The organism is Streptomyces griseoloalbus (assembly GCA_014650015.1).
Lineage (GTDB): Bacteria > Actinomycetota > Actinomycetes > Streptomycetales > Streptomycetaceae > Streptomyces > Streptomyces griseoloalbus.
Map to the genome: position 1 here is coordinate 48,897 of BMUD01000005.1, position 19,544 is coordinate 68,440.

17 protein-coding genes are annotated in these 19,544 nt (G+C 71.6%); 11 read left to right on the plus strand and 6 right to left on the minus strand.

The genetic code is table 11. The features are described from left to right. Positions 1 to 250: 250 nt before the first annotated feature. Positions 251 to 1,183 (plus strand): S1 family peptidase, encoded by a 933-nt coding sequence (locus IE178_RS09205; protein WP_193511906.1) that lies wholly within the window; start codon positions 251 to 253, stop codon positions 1,181 to 1,183. A gap of 31 nt (positions 1,184 to 1,214) precedes the next feature. On the opposite strand, the gene IE178_RS09210 is transcribed toward IE178_RS09205, so the two are convergent. Both IE178_RS09210 and IE178_RS09215 read right to left on the minus strand, forming a co-directional pair. After that, complete coding sequence (locus IE178_RS09210) at positions 1,215 to 2,825, minus strand: N-acyl-D-amino-acid deacylase family protein (protein ID WP_193511907.1); 1,611 nt, start codon at positions 2,823 to 2,825, stop codon at positions 1,215 to 1,217. Positions 2,826 to 2,834: 9 nt separating this feature from the next. Then, entirely contained in the window at positions 2,835 to 4,121 is a 1,287-nt protein-coding gene (locus tag IE178_RS09215; protein ID WP_193511908.1) for an amino acid deaminase, read from the minus strand. Positions 4,122 to 4,255: 134 nt separating this feature from the next. Between IE178_RS09215 and IE178_RS09220 the strand changes: the two genes are divergently transcribed. The 5 genes from IE178_RS09220 to IE178_RS09240 all read left to right on the plus strand — a co-directional run bounded on the left by IE178_RS09220 (position 4,256) and on the right by IE178_RS09240 (position 8,901). Then, complete coding sequence (locus IE178_RS09220; RefSeq protein WP_193511909.1) at positions 4,256 to 5,383, plus strand: sugar kinase; 1,128 nt, start codon at positions 4,256 to 4,258, stop codon at positions 5,381 to 5,383. After that, the gene (locus IE178_RS09225) at positions 5,380 to 6,153 is read left to right on the plus strand and encodes an IclR family transcriptional regulator (protein ID WP_184761226.1); all 774 of its coding nucleotides are present in this window, start codon (positions 5,380 to 5,382) and stop codon (positions 6,151 to 6,153) included. The genes IE178_RS09220 and IE178_RS09225 overlap by 4 nt, the downstream gene beginning before the upstream one ends. Then, positions 6,150 to 6,569, plus strand: a complete 420-nt coding sequence (locus IE178_RS09230; RefSeq protein WP_184761227.1) for a RidA family protein — start codon at positions 6,150 to 6,152, stop codon at positions 6,567 to 6,569. Before IE178_RS09225 ends, IE178_RS09230 begins: the two co-directional genes overlap by 4 nt. Positions 6,570 to 6,700: 131 nt before the next feature. Beyond that, a complete protein-coding gene (locus IE178_RS09235) occupies positions 6,701 to 8,188 on the plus strand; it encodes a GntP family permease (protein WP_193511910.1) in 1,488 nt (495 codons plus the stop codon). 83 nt (positions 8,189 to 8,271) lie between these two features. Then, on the plus strand, positions 8,272 to 8,901 hold the full coding sequence (locus tag IE178_RS09240) for a hypothetical protein (protein WP_193511911.1): 630 nt from the start codon (positions 8,272 to 8,274) through the stop codon (positions 8,899 to 8,901). A gap of 6 nt (positions 8,902 to 8,907) precedes the next feature. Here the strand turns inward: IE178_RS09240 and IE178_RS09245 are convergent, their stop codons facing one another. Beyond that, positions 8,908 to 10,248: a M14 family metallopeptidase gene (locus IE178_RS09245; protein ID WP_193511912.1), complete on the minus strand. Its 1,341-nt coding sequence runs from the start codon at positions 10,246 to 10,248 to the stop codon at positions 8,908 to 8,910. Between the two features lie 185 nt (positions 10,249 to 10,433). On the opposite strand from IE178_RS09245, the gene IE178_RS09250 reads away from it, so the two are divergent. Further along, on the plus strand, positions 10,434 to 11,756 hold the full coding sequence (locus tag IE178_RS09250; protein WP_184761231.1) for an Nramp family divalent metal transporter: 1,323 nt from the start codon (positions 10,434 to 10,436) through the stop codon (positions 11,754 to 11,756). Between the two features lie 72 nt (positions 11,757 to 11,828). Here the strand turns inward: IE178_RS09250 and IE178_RS09255 are convergent, their stop codons facing one another. The 3 genes from IE178_RS09255 to IE178_RS09265 form a co-directional block, all read right to left on the minus strand. Further along, complete coding sequence (locus IE178_RS09255) at positions 11,829 to 13,100, minus strand: hypothetical protein (RefSeq protein WP_193511913.1); 1,272 nt, start codon at positions 13,098 to 13,100, stop codon at positions 11,829 to 11,831. A gap of 64 nt (positions 13,101 to 13,164) precedes the next feature. Then, the gene (locus tag IE178_RS09260) at positions 13,165 to 13,674 is read right to left on the minus strand and encodes a SigE family RNA polymerase sigma factor (RefSeq protein ID WP_193511914.1); all 510 of its coding nucleotides are present in this window, start codon (positions 13,672 to 13,674) and stop codon (positions 13,165 to 13,167) included. A gap of 165 nt (positions 13,675 to 13,839) precedes the next feature. Beyond that, positions 13,840 to 15,543, minus strand: coding sequence for a chitinase (locus IE178_RS09265; protein WP_193511915.1), 1,704 nt, complete (start codon positions 15,541 to 15,543; stop codon positions 13,840 to 13,842). 476 nt (positions 15,544 to 16,019) lie between these two features. Here IE178_RS09265 and IE178_RS09270 point away from each other — a divergent pair, with 476 nt between their 5' ends. From IE178_RS09270 to IE178_RS09285, 4 genes are all read left to right on the plus strand, one after another. After that, positions 16,020 to 16,868 carry a hypothetical protein gene (locus IE178_RS09270; RefSeq protein ID WP_193512064.1) on the plus strand — a complete coding sequence of 283 codons (849 nt, stop codon included), beginning with the start codon at positions 16,020 to 16,022 and terminating at the stop codon, positions 16,866 to 16,868. 160 nt (positions 16,869 to 17,028) lie between these two features. Beyond that, positions 17,029 to 17,736 (plus strand): Flp pilus assembly protein CpaB, encoded by a 708-nt coding sequence (cpaB, locus tag IE178_RS09275; protein WP_184761235.1) that lies wholly within the window; start codon positions 17,029 to 17,031, stop codon positions 17,734 to 17,736. 9 nt (positions 17,737 to 17,745) lie between these two features. Then, the gene (locus IE178_RS09280) at positions 17,746 to 19,014 is read left to right on the plus strand and encodes a CpaE/TadZ family protein (RefSeq protein ID WP_184761236.1); all 1,269 of its coding nucleotides are present in this window, start codon (positions 17,746 to 17,748) and stop codon (positions 19,012 to 19,014) included. A 200-nt stretch (positions 19,015 to 19,214) separates the two neighbouring features. Next, positions 19,215 to 19,544: a pilus assembly protein gene (locus tag IE178_RS09285; RefSeq protein WP_229876104.1), complete on the plus strand. Its 330-nt coding sequence runs from the start codon at positions 19,215 to 19,217 to the stop codon at positions 19,542 to 19,544.

The following is a 19,544-nucleotide window of genomic DNA, read 5'->3' on the forward strand; positions in this document are numbered from 1 at the left end:
CGTGAGACGCGTCGGTTCGAGTGGTTATGTCCGCGGGGGTGTGCGCCTCCATCACCTCCACACCGAGCCTCCCCACGGCAGCCCCCGGTTTCTCCGCAGGCCCGGGCGACCCTGAGGGCCGCGGCGCGCCGGGTTACCGGCCGGAAACAAGCCCTTGCCCCCTCGTCATTCGCATGCTGACAATGCGCATGACAATTCTGTGGGCGGCCGGAGGATTTCCGGCCGCCCGACGTCGCAAGAGGGGACCCCCATGAGAAAACCTCTCGTTGTCGCGCTCTGCGCCCTGGCGTTCGCCGGGGCGGGCGCGGCCCCCGCGGTCGCCGCCGCGCCTTCCCCCACGGGCGCGGACACGACCACGGGCGCGAGCCCGACCACGCTGATGGATGTCGTCAACGACACGGTCGGGACCGCGGCGGACACCCTGTCCGGCCTCACCGCGCCCAAGGAAGGCGCGGTGAACTTCGCCGGCACCGTCTCGCTCAGCAACTGCTCCGGTTCCGTCGTCCGCATGCCCGACTCGGCGGCCGACGACCCGGCGCTCGTGCTCACCAACGGCCACTGCCTGGAGAGCGGCTTCCCGGCCCCCGGCCAGGTCGTCGTCGACCAGGCGTCCAGCCGTACCTTCGGGCTGCTGAACTCCTCCGGCTCCAAGGTCGCCACCCTGCGCGCCGACCGGCTCCTGTACGCGACCATGACCGACACGGACGCGGCGATCTACCGGCTCGGCACGACGTACGCGCAGATCAAGAGCGCGTACGGCATCGACGCGCTGACGCTCGCCGACAGCCGCCCGCAGGCCGGTACCGCCATCAGCGTGGTCTCCGGCTACTGGAAGCGCGTCTACACCTGCTCCATCGACGGGTTCGCGTACCGCATGAAGGAGGGCGACTGGACCTGGAAGGACTCGGTCCGTTACACCTCCGCGTGCGACACCATCGGCGGCACCTCCGGTTCCCCGGTCGTCGACGGCGCCACCGGCACGGTGGTCGCCGTCAACAACACCGGCAACGAGGACGGCGAGCGCTGCACGGTCAACAACCCGTGCGAGGTCGACGAGGGCGGGAACGTGACGGTCCGCCAGAGCATCAACTACGCCCAGCAGACCTACCGGTTCCCCGCCTGCTTCGGTGCGGACAACAAGCTCGAACTGAGCGCGAGCGGCTGCGCCGTCCCCAAGCCGTAACGGGTTCGCAGGGGCGGGCGGGAGCGGGCGGTCAGCGGGGGTTCCCGCGGACCGCCCGCCCCGCCAGCTCGTCCGTGCGCCGCCCGTCCTCGATCACGAACCGCCCGTCGACCAGCACGTACGGGATGCCCGTCGGGAGCGTCCGGGGCTCCTCGAAGGTCGACCCCGCGGCCACCGTCCTCGGATCGAACAGCACCAGGTCCGCCCTGTAGCCCTCGCGGACCAGCCCCCGGTCCGGCAGCCGCAGCCGCGCGGCCGGCCGCGAGGTCAGACGCGCGACGCACTCCTCCAGCGACAGCACCCCCAACTCCCGGACGTAGTGCCCGAGATAGTGCGGGAACGTGCCGTACGCGCGCGGATGCGGCTTCGCGCCCTGGAGGATGCCGTCCGAGCCGCCGGTGTGCACCCGGTGCCGCATGATCGCCCGCACGTTCTCCTCGTGCCCGACGTGCTGGAGGATCGTCGGGGCCAGCCTGTCCTTCAGCAGCAGCTCCCGCGCGACCACCCAGGGGCTCTCGCCGCGCGCCCGCGCCGACTCCAGGACCGTACGGCCCACGTACGCGCCCAGCGCCGGGTCGCCGACGCCGGAGATCTCGATGGTCTCCCACTCCACGGGCACGCCGTGGCAGCCGTCCGAGCCGGTGACCTCCAGATGGTGCCGGATCCGCTCGGCCGTCCCCTCGTCCGCGAGCCGCCGCAGGATCTCCTGCGGACCGCCCTCGCCCGCCCAGCTCGGCAGCAGCGCCACCAGAGTCGTACAACCGGGGGTGTAGGGGTACGTGTCGAGGCTGATGTCGGCGCCGGCGTCCAGCGCCTCGTCCAGCAGCGACAGCAGCTCGGGCGCCCGGCCCTTGTTCACCCCGAAGTTCATCGTGGCGTGCGCCAGGTGCAGCGGGCAGCCCGCCTCCCGGGTGAGCGCCACCATCTCCTCGTAGGCCTCCAGGGCGCCCGCGCCGTAGGAGCGGTGGTGGGGGCAGTAGTAGCCGCCGTACGACGCCACCACCCGGCACAGCTCGGTCAGTTCGGCGTCCTTGGCGTACATGCCGGGCGTGTACGTCAGCCCGGACGACATGCCGACCGCGCCCTGCTCCATGCCTTCCGCGACCAGCTGCCGCATGCGCTCCAGCTCGGCCGGCGTGGCCTCGCGGTCCTCCCAGCCGACGGCGAGCGCGCGGACCGTGCCCTGCGGGATCAGATACGCGGCGTTGACCGCGATGCCCCGGTCCAGCCGGTCCAGGTACTCGCCCACCGACCGCCAGTCGAAGTCGATGTCGTCGCCCGAGCCGTTCCAGCCGGCGATCGCCCGGCGCACCTCGCCGAGCGTGCGGTCGTCGACCGGCGCGTACGACAGCCCGTCCTGGCCGAGGACTTCGAGGGTCACGCCCTGCGCGGCCTTGGCGCTGTGGTCGGGGTCGCGCAGCAGCGCCAGATCGCTGTGGGCGTGCATGTCGATGAAGCCGGGGGCCAGCACCAGCCCCTCGGCGTCCAGCTCACGGCGGGCCCTCGGGCGCTGACAGCCCGCGTCCGCCGCCTCCTTCACGATGGCGACGATCCGGCCGCCGTCCACGACCACGTCCGCGCGGTACGCGTGGTCGCCGGAGCCGTCCACGACGTCCGCGTCCCGGATGACGAGCTCTTCCATGCCGGCCTCCTAGAAGAACGTACGGATGTAGTCGACCACCGTGCCGTCCGCCTCGGCCACGGGGATGAGCACCCACTTGTCGAAGGACGTGCACGGGTGGGACAGCCCGAGGCCCACCCAGTCGCCGACCTCCAGATCGGCCTCCTCGGTGGTACGCAGCCAGGCGTGCTGGTCGGAGAGCCCGGTCACCGAGATCCCCGTGGCCGGGCGCTCGCCGCCGTCCCGGCGGACCACCTGGGCGAACGGCAGATCGAGGTCGTAGGCCGCGTCCCGCTTGCCCGCGTTGGTGAACGCCTGCTCGGCACAGGGCCGGGAGACGACCTGCGTCCAGAGGCGGAACGCCGGTTCCAGCGCGCCTTCCTGAGGCACCCGGTTGAAGGGGGTCAGCTCGCGGTAGTGGCCGTCGTCGTGCGAGACGTACGCCCCCGAGCGCAGCAGCTTCAGCACGGGCACGGAGAGTTCGGGGAGCTCGGCGAAGACGTCGGCCACCGCGTCGAACCAGGCGCTGCCGCCCGCGCTCACCACGATCTCGTCCAGCCCCGCGAACCGCCCCGCCCCGTCGAAGTCCACGGCGAGGGACACCAGCCGCCGCAGCCACGCGTGCACCCGCTCCGGATCGGCCTGCGGAACCTCGCCCTCGTACCCGGCGACCCCGACCAGCCGCAGTCCGCGCGCGCCCGCCACGGCGTCGGCGACGGCGGCACACTCCGCCTCCGTCCGCACCCCCGTGCGCGCACCCTCGCCGGCGGCCAGCTCGACGACCACGTCCACGGGACGGGAGGCCCCAGCGAGCGCCGCGTCCATCAGCTCCACCCCGCGCACGGAGTCGACGTAGCAGACGAACCGGAAGCCGGGGTCGGCGTCCAGCTCGGCGGCGATCCACCGCAGGGCCGCCGCGTCGACCAGCTCGTTGGCGAGGAAGACCCGCTGGACCCCGAAGGCGCGCGCCACCCGCACCTGATGCGGAACGGCCAGCGTGATGCCCCACGCCCCGTGCTCGATCTGCCGCCGGAAGAGCTGCGGGGCCATGGAGGTCTTGCCGTGCGGGGCGAAGGCGAGCCCGTGCCGAGCCGTGTACGTCTCCATCAGCCGCAGGTTGTGCTCCAGGCGCTCGGCGGAGAGCGCGAGCACGGGGGTGGTGAAGCCGTCGGTGAACAGGTTCCGGCGCTGTGCCGCCAGCTCGCCGACGGTCAGCCCCCCGGCGTCCGGAGGGAGGCCCTTGAAGCGGTGATCGACACGTTCCTCGGCGAGGCGGGCGAGGCGGTCATGTGTGTCGGAGCCGGGGTCGAGGACCATCAGACCTCCCTGATCAGGCACGTTGCATTACTTGCAACAGGCATTGCGTATATCGCTTAACGCTGTCTAACATCTCGGCCACGCGGGGTCAACGGACACCGCTTCCCCCGCAGCAGACGAGGAGCCACGTCATCGTGACCGTCACCGGACCCCGCAACGCCCCCGACGTCGTGGACGTCGTCGCGCTCGGCGAGTCCATGGTGACGTTCCTGCCCTCCCGGCCGGGCCGCCTCGCCGACGTCCCCTCCTTCGACCGCGGGATCGGCGGCGCGGAGTCCAACGTGGCGTGCGTGCTGGCGGCGGCGGGGCACACCACCCGGTGGGTCAGCCGGGTGGGCGCGGACGGCTTCGGCGACCACCTCGTCGAGGCGATCGGCGGATACGGCGTCGACGTGTCGTACGTCCGCCGCGACCCGGACCGCCCCACCGGCGTCTACTTCCGCACCGCCGGCGACCGGGCCGGCGACGCCCACGAGGTCGCCTACTACCGCGCGGGCTCCGCGGCCTCCGCGATGACCGCCGCCGGCGTCGACCTGGAGGCGGTGCGCGCCGGACGCGTCCTGCACCTGTCCGGCATCACGGCCGCGCTGTCCGCCGACTGCCTGGACCTGATGCGGGAGCTCACCGCCCCCCGCCCCGGCCGCCCCCTCGTCTCCTTCGACGTCAACCACCGGCCGGGCCTGTGGCGCGACGGTCCCGGGCCCGGGGTCCTGCTGGAACTGGCACGCGCGGCGGACATCGTCTTCGTCGGCGAGGACGAGGCCGAGTCCGCCTGGGGGATCGACGGCGACCCGTCATCCCTGCGCGAGGCCCTGCCCGAACCGGACATCCTGGTGGTCAAGCAGGGGGCACGGGGAGCCGTGGCCTTCGGCCCGGCCGCGGGCGGCCGTGCCGCCCGGGGTGGCCCGACTGCCCGCGGCGGCACCCCGTCGACGCCGGGCCGCACACCCCGCCCCCGCCCAGCCGCGACCGCCCCGGCCCTCGACGTCGACGTGGTCGCCACGACCGGCGCGGGCGACGCCTTCGCCGCCGGGTTCCTCTCCGCCACCCTGCGCGGACTGCCCGTACGCGACCGGCTGCGGCACGGCCACCTCACCGCCGCCGCCACCCTCACCGCCCCCGGCGACCTCGCCGCACCGCCCGCCCGCGCCCTCGCCGACCGCCTGACCGCCCTCGACGACACCGCGTGGGGGAGACTGCGACTCGGCCCCGGCTGGACACAGGCCGACGAAGGGGCCGACGAGGAGGTACGCACCCCATGAGCCAGACCGTCGACCGCGCGCTGAGCATCCTGCCGCTGCTCGCGGAGGGTCCCGCCGACCTCGGACAGGTCGCCGACCGCCTCGGCGTGCACAAGTCCACGGCCCTGCGTCTGCTGCGCACCCTGCACGAGCACGGCCTGGTCTACCGCCAGTCCGACCAGCGCTACCGCCTCGGCGCCCGGCTCTTCGCCCTCGCCCAGGAGGCGATGGAGAACCTCGACGTCCGCGAGATCGCCCACGCCCACCTGACGCGCCTCAACGAGGAGTGCGGGCACACCGTCCACCTCGCCGTGTACGAGGAGAACGAGGTCCTCTACATCGACAAGGTGGAGAGCCGCTACCCGGTGCGCATGTACTCGCGGATCGGCAAGCCCGTCGCCATCACGGTCGCCGCGGTGGCCAAACTGCTCCTGGCCGACCTGCCCGAACACGAGCGCCGCGCCCTCGCGGAGAAGCTCGACTACCCCATGTACACGTCCCGTTCGACACCGAACCCGGCCGCGTTCCTGCGCGAGCTGGAGAAGGTGCGCGAACAGGGCTGGGCCACCGACCTCGGCGGCCACGAGGAGTCCATCAACTGCGTCGCCGCGCCGATCCGCGGCGCCGACGGCCGGGTGGTCGCCGCGATGTCGGTCTCCGCGCCGAACGTCGTGGTCACCGCCGACGAACTCCTCACCCTGCTCCCGCTCGTGCGCCGTACCGCGGACGCGATCAGCGGCGAGTACTCCGGCAGGACCCCCGTGCACCACCCCGAGAAGGACACCGTATGACCGACAAGACCGAGAAGATCGCGCTCACCCCCGCGACCCACACCGTCCCGCCGGCGAAGTTCTCCCACGGCGTGCGGAAGGGCAACATCCTCCAGGTCGCCGGCCAGGTCGGCTTCCTCCCCCACGAGGAGGGCAAGGCCCCCACCCCGGCCGGCCCCACCCTGCGCGAGCAGACCCTCCAGACCCTCGCCAACGTCAAGGCGATCCTCGAAGAGGGCGGCGCGGGCTGGGACGACGTGATGATGATCCGCGTCTACCTCACCGACGTGGACCACTTCGCGGAGATGAACGCCCTCTACAACGCCTACTTCGAGGAGCAGGGCCTCACCCAGCCGCCCGCCGCGCGCACGACCGTCTACGTCGGTCTGCCCGCCGGTCTCCTCATCGAGATCGACGCGCTCGCCGTCCTCGGCTGACGGGCGCCCGCCCCCTCCCTCCCCCCGCACGCCGTACGTCGTCACGGCACGGCGCCCCGTCACCCCTGGGGACGCCGTGCCGCGATCCCCCCTGCTCGAAAGCCTCATGCCCTTACCCAGAGGACCCCCGCATGTCCCATCCGTTCCTCCCGCTCGCCGCCTCCGCACCGGCGGAGACACCACCGCACACCGGTGGACTGCTCCTCCTGCTCGACGGCACCGCCGGTCTGCTGACCGTCGCCGCCATCGGCATCGCGCTCCTCCTCTTCCTGATCATCAAGGTGCGGCTCCAGCCCTTCGTCGCGCTGCTCGGCGTCTCCATAGCCGTCGGCCTGCTGGCGGGCCTGTCGGTCACCGAACTCTTCGGCACGGTCCAGCGCTCGGACGCGGTGTCCACCATCGAGTCCGGCATGGGCGGCATCCTCGGCCATGTCGCGATCATCATCGGCCTGGGCACCATGCTCGGCGCGATCCTCGAAGTCAGCGGCGGCGCCGAAGTGCTGGCGGGCCGGCTGCTCGGTCTGTTCGGCGAGAAGCGGGCGCCGCTCGCCATGGGCCTCACCGGCCTGATCTTCGGCATCCCGGTCTTCTTCGACGTCGGCATCTTCGTCCTCGCGCCGATCGTCTACGCCGCCGCCAAGCGCTCCGGCAAGTCGATCCTGCTGTACTGCCTGCCCCTGCTCGCCGGCCTCTCGGTCACCCACGCCTTCCTGCCTCCGCACCCGGGCCCGGTGGCCGCCGCCGGACTGCTCCAGGTCGACCTCGGCTGGGTCATCCTCATGGGCGTCGTCTGCGGTCTGCCGGCCGTCGCCGCCGCCTGGGTCTACTCCGCCTGGATCGGCAAGCGCATCTTCGTCGCCGTACCGCAGGACATGGTGGAGGCGGCCGAGGAGGCCAAGCAGGCCGTCGTCGCCGAGCAGCGCGCGTCCGGCGTGGAGCCGCGGGAGGCGCCCGTGCCGCTCGGCACGGTCCTCGGGATCATCGGTACGCCGCTCGTCCTCATCCTCGCGGCCACCTTCTCCTCGATCGCCCTGGACCCCTCCACGCTCCGCTCGGTCATCGAGTTCTTCGGTCACCCCTTCGTGGCGCTCACCCTCGCCCTGTTCCTCGCCTACTACCTGCTGGGCATCCGGCGCGGCTGGTCCCGCAAGTCCCTGGAGACCGTCTCCACGTCCTCGCTGAAGCCGGTCGGCAACATCCTGCTGGTGGTCGGCGCGGGCGGCGTCTTCGGCGCGATCCTCAAGGCCAGCGGCGTCGCCCAGGCCCTGTCGGACACCTTCAACGACGTCGGCCTGCCGGTGATCGTCCTGTCCTACCTGATCTCCGTGGTGCTGCGGGTCGCGCAGGGCTCGGCGACGGTGGCGATCGTGACGACGGCGGGCATCGTCGCCCCGCTGCTGGCCGAGGGGGACCACTCGCAGGCGTTCGTGGCGCTCGTCATCATGGCCATCTCGGCGGGCTCCATCTTCGCCTCGCACGTCAACGACGGCGGATTCTGGATGGTCGCCAAGTACTTCGGCATCAGCGAGCGGGACACGCTCAAGACGTGGACCGTGCTGGAGAGCGTGCTGTCCGTGGCCGGTTTCGTGGTCGCCGCGGCGCTCAGCCTCGTCGTGTGAGCCGTGGTGCCCGTGTAGGCGTCCGATAACGAAGTTGGGGCTGGCTGTGTCCGGCACAGGTTTGTCGGCCATACTCCTGCGGTGTGGAGCAGCGCATAGGTTCGAGCAGCCAGCCCCTGGAAGGCGCCGGATTCGACCCGGCATTCATCCCCGGGCTCACCGCCCCCGCGTCCGGCCGGGGGGAGGACCCGAAAACGAAGCCGGAGGAGCCGGAGAAGGCGGAGGAGCCGGAGAAGGCGGAGGAGCCGGAGAAGGCGGAGGAGCCGGAAGGCGCCGCCCCGGAGCCGGAGGACACGAAGGACACGGCTCCCGAGGCCGAGGCGGAGACGGAGCCCGCGGAGGAAGCCACCGCGGAAGCGGAGGAATCCGCCCCCGACGGCCCCGTCTTCGAGGCGTCCGACCGCCGCGCCAGGATCGTCGCCGACCACAGCGGCGTACGACTGCGCCTGGACGACCAGGAGTGCGAGTTCCGCTGGGACGAGATCGGCGCGGTGGAGACGGAGACCGGCCGCTTCGGCAAGCGCTGGACGGTCACCGTCCACACCCCCGACCGCCGCTGGTACCCGCTGGAGGTCGAGGCCCCGTCCAGGAGCCGCTTCGCCGAGTGGGACGCCGGTCTGGACGCGGTCCTGGACGAGTACTTCGAGGAGGACGGCGACAAGTCCCCGGAGCCGGCCGAGGCCACCTCCGGCACCGGGGAAGACACCGAGTAACGCGCCCTAACGGCAGTACTGCGCCTCCTTGCCGATGGAGCGGTACATGCAGTCCGCGTTCTCCAGGAGTTGCAGGACGGCGTCCCGGTTACGGGACGTCTCCCGCTCGATGACCTCGTCGGGCGGGTAGAAACCGCCTCCGGAGCTGGAACCCGGGTACATCTCGAAGGTGTATCCGAAGATCTTGTGCGTGCCCCACAGGTAGTCGTCGATCGACCCGTCCGTGATGTACAGGTCGCTGGACTGCTGGGGCGTGTAGCCGTTGCCGGCCGCCATCTTCTGGCCGACCGCCTTGAACGCGGCGTAGTCGTCGGCCGTCATCCCGGTCGTGGTGTCGGAGTAGGTGTAGCCGAACGGCCACAGCACCAGCTCGCTGTAGGTGTGGAAGTCGACGCCGGCCTTGATCTGCTGCACCCCGCCGACGACCCGGCTGCGCACGAAGTTCGCCACGACCTTCACCTCGGTCGCGGACTCGGGGGCGGAGCCCCGGTACGTCTCGGAGGACGCGGAGCCCGAGGAGCCGCCGCAGCAGCCCCAGCGGTAGTCCCAGTTGCGGTTCAGGTCGGTGCCGACGGAGGACGAACCGGAGTTGGGCTGGCGGTTCTTGCGCCAGGAGCGGTAGGAGCCGGAGGCGATGTCGTACTCGCCGCCGTCCGGGTTGAGGTCCGGGACGATCCAGATCTCCCGCCCGTTGACCGCGTTCGTGATCCTGGAGTCGCTGCCGTACCCCGCGCCGAGCTCGCGCAGCAGGTACAGGGCCATCTCCACGGTGAGGTGCTCGCGGGCGTGCTGATGGTGGGTGAACAGGACCTCGGGCTCGTTCTCGTCGGTCGCCACGTTGTCGCTGATCTTGATGGCGACGATGTCCCGGCCCTGGTAGGACTTGCCGATCACCCGCTTGCTCATGATGCTCGGATACGCCGACAGCCGCTGGTCGATCTCCGCGTTCATCTCGGCGTAGTTGTGGTAGCGGGAGTCGGCCGACGGGAAGTCGAACAGCCGGGTGCCGTCGGCGGCCGAGGAGCGGTCCGGGGCGGCGCCCAGGGGCGTGACCTCGTACCCCTGTTGGCGCAGCGCCCGGATCTGGTCCGCCCGCCCGGAGACCACCACGCTCTCCTCGTCGGCCTCGTCCACGGTGACACCGGAGCGCTGGATCGCCGTACGGGTCACGGGAGTCGTGCGCTGGTGGATCTCGTACTGGCGGACGTCCTCGGCCGAGGGCGCCGCACGGTCGGCGCTGTCGGCGCCGGCCTGGGTGGCCGTCAGCGACAGGGGCGCCGCGAGGGCGAGGGCGAGCAGGGTGGCGAGCGCGGCGGAGCGCCGTCTGCCACGGATGCGGAGTCGCATGAAGTCTCCTTGTGGGAGGTGGGGGTCGTTCACAGCGACGTGCGTGGTGCGGTGCGGTCATCGTCAGCGTCTGACGTGGGCAGGTCAAGATAGGGGTTCCGGCCGACCGCTCGACCAGGTGTATCCCGTGAAGATCCCCGCACGCCCTCTTGTCCGACCGCCACCCATGGGCTTTCATGACCTTCATGGCGGACACCACACGAGACACCCAGGCCATCGGAGCACCGGGCGCGCCCGGCTCCCACCCGCGCAAGTCCAGTTGGCGCTACATCGGACCCGGCATCGTCGTCGCGGCCACCGGCGTGGGCGCCGGCGACCTCGTCGCCACCCTCATCGCGGGCAGCAACTTCGGCTACACCCTGCTGTGGGCCGCGATCCTCGGCTGTCTGGTGAAGATCTCCCTCGCGGAGGCGTGCGGCCGGTGGCATCTGTCCACCGGCCGCACCCTCTTCGACGGCTGGGCCAGCCTTGGCAGCTGGACGACCTGGTTCTTCGCCGTCTACGCCGTGATCTGGGGCTTCGTCTACGGCGCGGCGGCGATGTCGTCCAGCGCCCTGCCGCTCCACGCGCTCTTCCCGGACGTGATGGACCTCGAATGGTGGGGCATCGCCTGCGGTCTGGTGGGCCTGGTCTTCGTCTGGTTCAACAAGTACTCCGTCTTCGAGAAGGTCATGACGGTCCTGGTCGGCGTCATGTTCGTGGTGACGGTGTACCTGGCCATCAGGGTCACGCCCAACCTCGGCGACGCCTTCGCCGGTCTCCTCCCGGTCCTCCCGGACGAGAAGGACTCGGTCCTCAACACCCTCGGCCTGATCGGCGGCGTCGGCGGCACCATCACGCTGGCCGCGTACGGCTACTGGGTCAACGCCAAAGGCTGGACCAACACCGGCTGGATGAAGGTCATGCGCCTGGACAACCGGGTCGCCTACGCCACCACCGGCATCTTCGTCATCGCGATGCTCTTCGTCGGCGCCGAACTGCTGCACTCGGCGAACGTCGCGATCGCCAGCGGCGACAAGGGCCTGATCCAGCTCGGCGACATCCTGGAGAGGGAGTACGGCACGGCGACCGGCAAGCTCTTCCTGATCGGTTTCTTCGCCACCTCCTTCACCTCCCTGATCGGTGTCTGGCACGGCGTGAGCCTGATGTTCGCCGACTTCCTGGCCCGGCGGCGCGGCGAGCGGGAGGCCCGGGGCGACGAGCTGGCCTCCGGCCGCCGCGAACGCTCCTGGGCCTTCCGCGCCTACCTGCTCTGGCTCACCTTCCCGCCCATGATCCTGCTCTTCCAGGGCCAGCCCTTCCGCCTGATCATCATCTACGGGGTCCTGGGCGCCGCCTTCATGCCCTTCCTCGCCCTCACCCTGCTGTGGCTCCTCAACTCGGCCCGCACACCGCGCGAGTGGCGCAACGGCTGGCTGAGCAACGGCATGCTCGCGATCGCGGGCCTGCTGTTCCTGGTGCTGTGCGTGAAGCAGGTCTGGGACCAGCCGTGGTCGGAGTTCTTCTAGGACCTGTCTGACGATTCCCGCCCGTGAGGCAGGCGGGAAGTGCCAGACAGGCCCCAGCGGCGGCCGATCGCCCTACCGCAGCCGCTCCCACTTCGGGCTGAGGGCGATCTCCCGCAACTGCCGCGTGGTCAGCGCCGGGGTGTCGCGGGTGGCGTCCTGGTGCTGGGCGCCGGTGTTGAAGGCGCTGACCACGACCCGGAAACCGTCGGGCCGCATGGTGTCGGCGGTCCACATGACGACGCCCGCGCCGCCCTTCTCACCGGCTCCCTTCCGCAGGGCGACCCGAGTGCCGTCGGGAAGGGTCTCGGCGTCGCCGTAGAGCTGCCCGGCGACGTCGGACATGTCGGGCTGCACGTTGATCTGGACGAGGCTCCTGCCCTCGCCGTCGTCGACGACGAGATAGGCGTACTCGGTCTCCTGGCCGCCACGGTCGACCACGGTGAGCCCGTCGGGAAGCAACGCGGTGAGCGTGTCACCGATCGACTCGCCCGAAGCCGGCGGTGGCGGCTGCGGGGCGTTCGCCGTGGCGGTGGCCGACGGCTCCTCCTCCTCGGGGATGGCGTCCACGACGCGCCGCCACACATCGGCGGTGACGACCTTCTTCATCTCGTCCGTGGAGAGCGGAGGTTCCTCGCGGGTGACCGGGGAGCCCTTCTGGGTTGCCGAGTTCCACTCACTCAGGGAGACGTGCTGTCCCTCGGCCGTGACCAGCCGGGCCGACCACCACTTCGTGTCCTCACGCCGGTCGGGGTATTCGTAGCCCCGGTACAGCATGAGCAGTGAGCCGTCGGGCAGCCTGCTGGTGGTGCAGTCGTCGTACTCGACGTGCACCTTGTCCGGGCACCGCGTCAGCTCACGGATTTCCCGGCTGCCGGGTCGCACGCGGTCGAGGCCGATCTCGACGGCCGCCGCGCCGTCGCCGTCGTCGTACACGACATGCGCGTACGGGGGCAGCCGCCCGTCCGTGCCCCGCGCGGCCTCCTGGCGGAACTCGCCGCCCGGAAGCAGCCCCTTGAGCGCGGCGATCAGGTCGTCGCCGGAGTAGGACGCGGCGGGGGCCGGGCTCGCGGACGTGTCCGGTCCCGCAGCCGTGGACGACCCCCGGGGGCCCGAGGAGTCGCCGCCCGGCACGAGCAGCGTCCCGCCCACCCCGGCCAGGGCGACGGCGGCCGCACCCCCGAGTACGGCCGCCCGACGCCGTAGCCGGGCCCGCCGGCCACGGGCCGCACCGCCGGCGGCGAGGGCGGCACCGGCCGCCGGAGACGCGGCGAAGCCGTCGCCGGTGTCGCGCAGGGCGGCGGTGAACCGGTCCTCGAAGGGGTCGTGGTGCTGGTGCTCGGGCATGGCGAACCACCCTTTCCGCAAGGTGTGAGGTGTGAGGTCCGAGGAAGGCGAGGCGCGGTCGGTCTCAGGAGCTGCTGTACTCCGAGAGGTCCTCGCCCAGCAGCTCCCGCAACCGGCCGAGCGCCCGCACGCATCGCGTCCGCACGGCCGCCGAGCTGACGTTCAGTACGTCGGCGGTCTGCTCGATCGAGCGGTCCTCCCAGTACCGCAGCACGATGACCGCCCGGTCCTTGGCGGGCAGCCGGGCGAGCGCGGCCAGCAGCGTCAGCCGCAGGGGCGCGTCCCCGTCGACGGCGCCGGGCACATCGGGGAAGACGTCCGTCGCCCGCTCACGGCTGCTGCGCCGCCGCTGGTGGGCGAGGAAGGTCCGGGTGAGCACGGTCTGCGCGTACCCGGCGGGGTTGTCGGCCCGGGAGACGCGTCCCCAGCGGGCGTACAGCCGCCCGAAGGTCTCCTGCACGAGGTCCTCGGCCAGGTGTGTGTCCCCGGCGGTGAGCAGACACGCGGACCGGTACAGATGCCCCGCCCGCGCGGCCGCGAACTCGGCGTACTCGTCCGCCCGGCTCTGCCTCATGTGCCACGTCCCCCCGCGCTTGCCCGCCCCCGTGCCCACTGCCTTCACCTCATTGATGCGGTGGGGCCGGGGAAATGTTTCATACGGACTTCACAGCGTTCCTCACGGAAGGCCGACACCCCCGCCCACAGTGCTGTGGACGGGGGTGGCCGGGTTCGGTCGGGGTTACGGCAGCGCGTGGACGTGCGGGCCCACCGCGTTGGACCAGGCGTTGCCCGCCGTCGCGTCCCAGTTGGTGGACCAGGTCATCGCGCCCCGCAGGGACGGGTAGGTCCTGGACGGCTTGAAGGTGCCGCAGTTGGTGCCCTTGGTCAGGCAGTCCAGGGCGTTGTTCACCACGGACGGGGAGACGTAGCCGCTGCCCGCGCCGCGGGTCGAGGCCGGGAGGCCCAGGCCGACCTGGGACGGGTCGAGGCCGTTCTCCAGCTGGACGCAGGCGAGCGCGGTCAGGAAGTCCACCGAGCCCTGGCTGTAGACCTTGCCGTCGCAGCCCAGCATGGACCCGCTGTTGTAGTACTGCATGTTGACGACCGTGAGGATGTCCTTCACGTTCAGCGCGGTCCGGAAGTACGCGTTGGACGTCGACTGCATGTCGATCGTCTGCGGGGCCATGGTCAGGATCATCGACGGGCCCGCCTTCGCGGACAGCGACCGCAGCGCCTGCGTCATGTAGGTCGCGTCGAGTCCGTTCTCCAGGTCGATGTCGACGCCGTCGAAGCCGTACTCCCGCATCACCGCGTACACCGAGTCGGCGAAGTTGGCCGCCGAGGCGGAGTCGTTGACCGAGACGGTGCCCTTCTCGCCGCCGACCGAGATGATGACCTTCTTCCCGGCCGCCTGCTTGGCCCGGACGTCCGCCTTGAACTGGTCGACGGTGTAGCCGTTCAGACCCGCCGAGTCCAGGTTGAAGGTGACCGCTCCGGGTGTGGCGGTCGCGTCCGCGAAGGCGACCGCGATGATGTCGTACTGGGCGGGGACGTCCGAGATCTTCTGGACGGCCGCGCCGTTGTTGAAGTTCTGCCAGTAGCCGGTCACCGCGTGCCTGGGCAGGTCACCGCCCCCACCGTTGCCGCTCTCCTTCGTCCGGGCCGTCACCGCCGTGGACTTCGGCGACTCGCCCGCCGCGTTGGTCGCGGTCACCTGGAAGGAGTACGACGTGGCGGCCGCGAGGCCGGTCACGGTCGCCGACGTGCCCGACACGGCCGTCACCCTGGTGCCGTCGCGGTAGAGGGTGTAGCCCGTCGCCCCCGACACCGCGTTCCACGCCAGGGACACCGACGAGGACGTCGTACCGGAGACGCCGAGCCCGCCCGGTGTGGCCGGGACCGTGGGCTCCTGGTCACCGCCGCCGCCCCCGTCGGGGCCGAAGACCGACAGGTCGTCCACGTAGTAGGCCGCCTGGCCGTACCAGCCGTGGGTGTAGACCGTCACCGAGGTGGTGGAGGAGCCGGTGGTGAAGCTCGTCGACAGCTGCTTCCAGCTGCCGGAGTCCGGGGTCCAGGTGGACACGTCCGTCGTACCGGTGCCGGTCACACCCAGGTAGGCGTAGCCGCCCTGCACCCAGCTGCTCAGCTTGTACGTGGAGTTGGGCTTCACCGCGACGGTCTGGGTGCAGCGGGCGTTGTCCTGCCCGGCCGGCGTGGCCCTGAGCGCGGCCGTACCGGCGCGCACCGGGGAGGAGACGGTGCTGCCGCTGTTCGCCGAGCAGGTCCAGTTGCTCAGGCCCGCCTCGAAACCGGCGTTCTTCGCGTTGTTGACGTCCGCCGCGGATGCCTGGCCCGCGCCGGCGAGGGTGAGGGCGAGGGCGGAGACGAGGGCTCCGGCCCAGACGCGTCTGCTGCGGCCGGGCGTTCCTGGTGCGCGGTCCACTGGGGCCTCCGGTGGGGGGTGAAGGGGAGGAGGGAGCGACGGTGGCCACTGCGGGAGGACGAGCGGGACAGAGCGACGGTGGCCACCGCTGGAGACAAGGTGGTCCAGACCAATAGCGTTGTCAATGGGTCCGGGCCGAAAAGGGCCGGCACCCGCGAGCGGGAGTAGGCCCGGACGCGCAGGGGAAGCGTGGGCCCGAGGGGCCGAAGCGGGGCCCGGCGTCAAGTCGGTGCACAGGACCCACACCTCCGGGGCCGTATCGAGACCGGCGAGATGCTCAACCCGTCCCGTTTTGGCGCACCTTGTACATCGGGAGTTGCTGTCCGGCTGCTCAAACGCTGTTCTCCGGTCACAGGCCCGCGGATACAGTGCTGAGGTAGTCACGCAGTGAAGTCACCAGGGTGCATCGGAGTAACGCCCGGTGGGCCGACGGGCATGGGGAGAACGGGGAGCCGCGCGTGCCAACTGCCATTGCCGTGACCAGCGCCGACATGGCGCTGCCGGCGCAGGACGAACGAACCCTGCCCGCCGTGGTGCTGCGGGACCTCCACACCCGCCCGCTCGAACAGGCCCTGACCGAGCTGCAGCTGATCGTCGAGCAGCACGGCCACGTCATCGTCGTCTGCTCCCAGGCCACCCCCGTCGCCGTCCGGCGCCGGCTGCACACCCTGCGCTCCCTGCTGGAGAGCGACCGGATCGCCCTCTTCAGCCCCGACCTGCCCCCACTCGGACTGGCCGTCCTGGCCCGCCAGTTGCGCCAGCTCGCCTCCTGCGACCTCAGCCCCGGCGTCCTCGCCTCGGCCGGCCGCCTGCTGATCCACTACATCCACTCCGGGGCACTGCTGGGTTCCGTCGCCCGGCTCGACCGCGTCCCCGTGAACCTGAAGCAGCACGCCAAGTCCTGGCTGCCCGGCAGCCAGTTCGCGGTTCTCGCCCACCCGCAGCCGCAGCTCGTCCGCCTCGGCCCCGAGACCGTTCTCGACGGCCCCGAGTTCGGCACCCGGATGCTGGTCGCCAAGGGCCAGCTCCAGTCCGACTGGGTCACCGCCTCCCTGGCACCCTCCTGGAAGGTGCAGGGGCTGCGCGAGACACCACTGCCGGCCGAATCCCCGCGCTGGTGGGGGACCGGCAAACTGATCGAGTTCTGCACCTATCTGCCCGACCTGTCCGTCCTGTACCAGCTGGTCACGTCCGTACGGCGCGGCACCTGCCACTGGTGCGGCATCGACGTCATCGGCGACCGGTGCGTGTTCTGTTCGGCCACACCACCCGGCCAGGACGGACCGCCCCGGACCCGGACCGAGCACCGGGCGATCGCCGGGTGAGTCCCGCACCACGGGGCACCCGACGGGACGCACGTCCCGGGGCTCGGGCCCCGCTCCACCCGGCCCGCCCACCGCACCCGGTCCGCCCGGACCACCGCGCACCGCACCTGACCCCGCCCGATTCCGCTCGACCGATATCCCCAACGAGGTTGTACGGTTCATGAACTCCCGTCAGCGCCGCGGCGTGATACTCCTGCTCCTGTCGGTCCTGTGCGCCCTCGGCGCGTTCGCCGGCGTGCTCTCCGTCATCAACGACGTGGAGTCCAAGGTCGGCCCCGAGGTCACCGCGTACCGGCTGAAGTCCGACGTGGCGCCCTACACCCCGCTCAGCAGAGGCCAGTTCGAGAAGATTTCGATGCCCGAGCGGTGGCTGTCCGAGAACGCGGTGACCGATCTGCGCGCGATCCAGGACAAGATCGCCGTGACCACCCTGCGGGCGGGCTCCCTGCTGCAGAGCGACATGATCGTGAACCAGCCCGCCCTGCGGCCGGGGCAGCAGGAGGTCGCCATCATGATCGACGCGGCGACCGGCGTCGCCGGCAAGATCACCCCGGGTTCGACGGTCAACGTCTACGCCACCTTCGAGGGGGAGCGCGAGGGCGACCCCTCCCAGTCCAAGATCATCGTGACCAACGCCGCGGTCCTGGACGTGGGCCGGCTCACCGCCCTCCAGCCCGACGAGAACGAGCGGGGCCGGGAGCCCACCGACGCCGTCCCGATCACCTTCGCGCTGTCCACCATCGACGCCCAGCGCATCACCTACGCCGAGTCGTTCGCCCAGCGGGTCCGGCTCGCGCTGGTCGCACCCGGAAGCGACACCACCGTCCCGGACTCGCAGCGGACGTACGAACTCGCGAAGGACAAGTGAGAGGCGCGCATGCCCACGAGGATCCTCCCGGCAGTCGGCGACGCGGACGCGGTCCGGTCCATCACCACACTGCTCAGCCAGCTCCCGGACGCCGAGCCGGTGGCCCCGGTGGTCGACTCCACCCAGCTCGTCGACACCCTCGCGCGCCTGGCCGCCGAGTCCGTCGACGAGCTGCCCGAGGTCGTGGTCGTGCACGAGCGGATCGGCCCCGTCCCCGCGCTCGAGCTGATCCGTGAAGTCGCCCTGCGCTTCCCGTCCGTCGGCGTCATCCTCGTCACCTCCGACGCGAGCCCCGGCCTCTTCCAGGCCGCCATGGACTACGGCGCCCGCGGCCTGGTCGCCCTCCCGCTCGGCTACGAGGAACTCGCCAGCCGCGTCCAGGCCGTCGCCCAGTGGTCGGTCGGCGTACGCCGCCATCTGGGCGCGGGCGCCGACGTGTTCACCGGCGTCGGCGGCACCGTCGTCACCGTCAGCGGGTCCAAGGGCGGCGTGGGCGCGACCCTGACCGCCATCCAGCTCGCCCTCGCCGCCCAGGCCTCCGGCCGCAGCGCCGCCCTGGTCGACATGGACCTCCAGACCGGCGACGTCGCCTCCTACCTGGACGTCCAGTTCCGCCGGTCCGTGGTCGACCTCGCCGCCATCACCGACATCTCCCCGCGCGTCCTGGCCGACGCCGTCTTCCGGCACGACACCGGCCTCGCGCTGCTGCTCGCCCCCGGCGAGGGCGAACGCGGCGAGGACGTCACCGACCGCGCGGCCCGCCAGATCGTCAGCGCCCTGCGCTCCCGCTACGAGGTCGTCGTCATCGACTGCGGCGCCCAGCTCGGCGGGGCGGGCGCGGCGGCGGTGGAGATGGCCGACACGGCCCTGCTGGTCACCACCCCCGACGTGATCGCCGTACGGGGCGCCAAGCGGGCGGTGCGGATGTGGGACCGGCTGCAGATCCGCAAGGCCGAGGAGACCACGATCGTCGTCAACCGGCACACCCGGGCGACGGAGATCCAGCCCCCGCTCATCCGGAAGATCACCGGCACCGCGGTGGCGGCCACCACGATCCCCGCCCACTTCAAGGAACTGCAGGGCGTCGTGGACGCCGGCCGCGTCCACGAGCTGGAGAGCAAGAGCACGGTGAAACAGGCCCTGTGGGGCCTGGCCGGCGAACTCGGCCTGGTCAAGGCCGCCGAGGGCGCCCACAAGCAGGGCCGGCTGCGCGGCGACCGGCTGCGCGGCGACCGGGGGCCGGTGAGCCTACGGCGGCGGAAGGACGGAGGGGGATGAGCATGAGGAGGGCGTTACGGCTGCCCCCTGACCGCGACCTCGACCAGGGCCGCGACCTCGACCAGGGCCGCGACCGCGACCAGGGCCGCGACCGCGACCAGGGCCGCGACCGCGACCAGGGCCGCGACCGCGACCAGGGCCGCGACCGGGGCCGCTGCCGTGGCCGTGACCGGGGCCAGGTCACCATCGAGTTCCTCGGCATGACCCCGACGATCCTCGTGACGCTGGTGGTGCTGTGGCAGCTCGTGCTCGTGGGGTACACGTTCACGCTCGCGGGGAATGCTGCGGACGAGGCCGTACGGGCGGCGACGGCGGCGGCACCGGGCGCACGCCAGGGCGCCTGCCAGGAGGCCGGGCTGGACAAGCTGTCGGGAGCGTGGGCGGGGGGAGCGACCGTGAACTGCACGACGGCAGGCGGTTTCGTCACCGCCGACGTGACGCTGAGCGTTCCCCTCCTCTTCCCGGGCACCGTCTCCTACCCCTTCGACGTCAAGGGCCACGCGGGCGCGGTCGAGGAGGAGACGGACTGA